Here is a 3605-nt window from a genome sequence, read left to right on the forward strand (position 1 = left end):
GGCGATTATATACTTGTTTTACCCAAATAAATTTCGTATATTTACACTGTAAATCAATCAACTATGTGTAAATCTAAGCAAAAAACCTTTACAAATTTAATCGAAGTAATGATGCACTTTTCAGACGAAAAAGTGTGTAAAGAGTATTTAGCAAAAATGCGTTGGTCAAACGGTATTGTTTGTCCTCATTGTGAGAATGACGAAAAGATTTACACTATGAAAAGCGGTTATAAGTGTGCTAAGTGTCGTAAACCTTTTTCAATTACTAAAGGAACTATATTTGAGAATAGCGCAATACCATTACAAAAGTGGTTCGCGGCAATTTGGTTAATTACATCACATAAGAAAGGAATTTCGTCTTTGCAATTACATAGAGATTTAGGAATCACGCAAAAATCAGCTTGGTTCTTACTTCAAAGAATACGTTTTGCAGTTCGCACAAAGTCTTTTAACACTCCACTAACTAATATTGTAGAATTAGACGAAACTTACGTTGGTGGAAAAAATAAAAATCGTCATGCAAATAAGAAAGTTTCTAATGCACAAGGTAGAAGTACAAAAGACAAAACGCCTGTATTTGGTTTAGTAGAGAGAAACGGACGTTTAACAGCTATGAGAGTTAGAAATACAACAAAAGCAACTGTTATGCCTATCATTACTAAAAACGTTAGTTTAGACGCTAAAATTATGACTGACGAATGGAAAGCTTATAACGGTTTATCTAGTATTTACGATCACGAATTTGTAAAGCATGGAAAGGGCGAATACGTTGTTGGAAAGTGTCACACTAATACGATTGAAGGCTTTTGGTCGTTGTTAAAGCGTGGAATTATTGGAATATACCACAATGTTAGTTCTAAGCATTTAGACGCATATGTGGATGAATTTGAATACAGATACAATACAAAAAATATTACATGTGTTGAGCGTTTTGATAATATGTTATCTTTGTGTAATTCACGTTTAACATACAATCAACTAATTAACTAATGGCTGATCAATATTACGCATATAGAGTTTTTTTAAGACAAGTAGAATGGCAGTTGAAATTCAAAACAAAAGAAGAAGCATACATAGAAGCCTTTGATAAAATAAAAGAGAAAGGGAAAATTCAATTTTTTGACTGGGGTAATGAACATATTATTTACTACATTAAAAGCTTAGGTAGGGACATTCATGTTTTGCAACTAGCGCGAAAACATGTTTTTCAAAAACCAATTGCTGGGGATAAAAAAATTGAAAAAGTTTCAGATGTGGATTATCCGTTTATTTATTTGATTTTCCATGTTAAATACCAGATAGTATTAGTGCAAAAAAACACTGCTGTATTTCAAGAGTTAGACGCTGTAAAAGCTAAAATAGAAAGATTTTTTATTGAACGTATGGGTAATCACAGTGTTGGCTGTAGCTTAATAGAGATAACAGACAAAAGAGATTTTTGGGCGAAGTTGGAAGAAATGGATGTGATTGAAAAGGTAACTATGACTTATGCGCCACCTAATTTTTTTGGAGGAAAAAAATCTGTAGACAAAATAACCAAAGAGGTACAAGAAGAAACGAATTACGAAAAGTTTAAAATAATACTTGAAAATAAGGTGCAAGGTCTGAAATTTGGTTATGAAACTTTTAAAGATCATATTCAAAGGCTATCCAGTGGAGCTGGCGATTTTATAGTAAACGGCTTGGTTGATGGTGTGCCTAAAATTTTAAAGAAATTTAAGATACCTTTTAAAAAAATATCCCTAATATTGAACAAGAAACCAAAGAAAGTTTAGAAGAAACTTTTGAAGATATAAATGACTTAAACAAAGATGCGAATAACTAGATTAATAATATATATAGTTGTTTTTTTTATAATTAGCTATTTAATAGTTAATTATGATTACGTATCATTTGATTATTTCATCAAAACAGAATTTTTGTTTACTTTTTTAGGCGTTTTTATAGGGTTCGCATTAACTCTTTATACTTACATAACTTCAATGTTTGATAAAATGAGCGACTTGATTAAGGAAAAGTATAAAAACGATCCGCAACAAATTGAACAAAGATTGAATCATTTACCTAAACTTCACAATGAAATAAAAGATAACATTATGTTTTTATTTTATGCTTTACTTTGTGTTGTTTTAATGTCTGTAGGAGAAAAGATGTTTTTAGAATTAAATTGTATGTGGTCAGAAGTAAAAAATATAACAGATTCAATTCTTTTAACTATATTTTTACTTTCAATAGTTTCTCTAAAAGATTTGATAGCAACTTCATTTTCAATTTCAGATTTTGTAATAAAAAGTAACAATGTCAAAAAAGAAGCTTAAATACGAAAAACCTATACAGGTAGATATGAGCTTTGATGAAATGATGCAAAGACTTTCTAACGTTGATAAAAAAGAGGTTGACGACAAAATAAAAAAGTCATCGAAGAAGAAAAAATAACTACTTCTTATTGAATATCTCCAACAATTCTAAACCGTTTTTGAAATTCTCTTTTATTTCTTCCATGTCTACTACCGAACTCATGGAAGCCATATTTAATACATACAACTTCATAGATTGTTTTAACGCATCTTCTAAGAGTGGAATTGCTTCGCTTTGAGGGTTTTCCTTTTGAACGATTTTTATTGCGCTTATAATAGAATTGATGTTGTCCTGCATTGCTATTAGTTTTGGATTATACAAATATAGCATTTTAAAGAAATATTTTATGAGTTATTTTTACTCTTATTGATTACTTATTATTTTTAGAAAAATCTTTCATTTTTGTAGGTAAATATCATCGTTAAGTTTTATATTACTGCTCAAAATTTAATCTATGCAATTACAGATATTTAAATACAACGACAACGAAGAAACTTTTGGAAACTTAACAACAATCGATATTGAAGGAGAAGCTTGGTTTGTTGCTAAAGAAGTTTGTGATTTGTTAGGAATAGGGAATCCAAGTCAAGCAGTTTCTACTTTAGACGATGACGAAAAGAATACTATCATTATAAATGATGGAACTTCTGGAAACCCAAACAAAACAATTATCTCTGAAAGCGGACTATACGCTTTAATTTTTAAAAGCAAAAAACCATCCGCAAAGAAATTCAGAAAATGGGTAACTAAAGAAGTTATTCCAGCCATACGAAAAACAGGCGGGTTTGGAATCAATAGACTAGAAACACCAAATTTTGTAGTAAGGTTTAATGATAATTGGAGTAATACCGATAAAGGATATTTTTCTGTCATAAGTGAATTGTTTGTTAGATTATATGGTCGATTTGAGCAAATAGGATACACAATACCTAATAAAGCCTTTAACGGAAAAGAAATGCGTCCTGATGGAAGTGTAGGAAAAACATTTGCTAATTATTTAAGGAAACACCATCCAGATTTAGCAAACGATTTTAAAAAATACCCACACCATTTTCCAAGCGGTTTAGTTGTGGATGCAAGGCAATATAAAAACGAATTGCTTCCAATTTTTATAAAATTTATTGATGAAGTTTGGATACCTGAAAGAGCTACTAAATATTTTAAAGACCGTGATCCTATTGCTTTGGATTATTTACCAAAACTTTTGGGAAAATAGCGATTTGGGTAAAACTAATATATAGTCGCCA

General features: G+C 30.1%; 5 protein-coding genes. 4 read left to right on the forward strand and 1 reads right to left on the reverse strand.

Features of this window, described 5'->3' with window-relative positions; genetic code table 11:
- Positions 1 to 63 precede the first annotated feature (63 nt).
- The 3 genes from AA089_RS22700 (at position 64) to AA089_RS22710 (ending at position 2318) form a co-directional block, all read left to right on the forward strand.
- Positions 64 to 990, forward strand: a complete 927-nt coding sequence (locus tag AA089_RS22700) for an IS1595 family transposase (protein WP_046759318.1) — start codon at positions 64 to 66, stop codon at positions 988 to 990.
- A complete protein-coding gene (locus AA089_RS22705) occupies positions 990 to 1775 on the forward strand; it encodes a hypothetical protein (protein WP_046759319.1) in 786 nt (261 codons plus the stop codon). Before AA089_RS22700 ends, AA089_RS22705 begins: the two co-directional genes overlap by 1 nt.
- Positions 1776 to 1982: 207 nt before the next feature.
- Entirely contained in the window at positions 1983 to 2318 is a 336-nt protein-coding gene (locus AA089_RS22710; protein ID WP_162200476.1) for a hypothetical protein, read from the forward strand.
- Between the two features lie 118 nt (positions 2319 to 2436).
- On the opposite strand, the gene AA089_RS22715 is transcribed toward AA089_RS22710, so the two are convergent.
- The gene (locus tag AA089_RS22715; RefSeq protein ID WP_156169292.1) at positions 2437 to 2655 is read right to left on the reverse strand and encodes a hypothetical protein; all 219 of its coding nucleotides are present in this window, start codon (positions 2653 to 2655) and stop codon (positions 2437 to 2439) included.
- A 157-nt stretch (positions 2656 to 2812) separates the two neighbouring features.
- On the opposite strand from AA089_RS22715, the gene AA089_RS22720 reads away from it, so the two are divergent.
- Positions 2813 to 3574, forward strand: a complete 762-nt coding sequence (locus AA089_RS22720; RefSeq protein WP_082113471.1) for a BRO-N domain-containing protein — start codon at positions 2813 to 2815, stop codon at positions 3572 to 3574.
- Positions 3575 to 3605 lie beyond the last annotated feature (31 nt).

This window comes from Kordia jejudonensis (assembly GCF_001005315.1).
Taxonomy (GTDB): domain Bacteria; phylum Bacteroidota; class Bacteroidia; order Flavobacteriales; family Flavobacteriaceae; genus Kordia; species Kordia jejudonensis.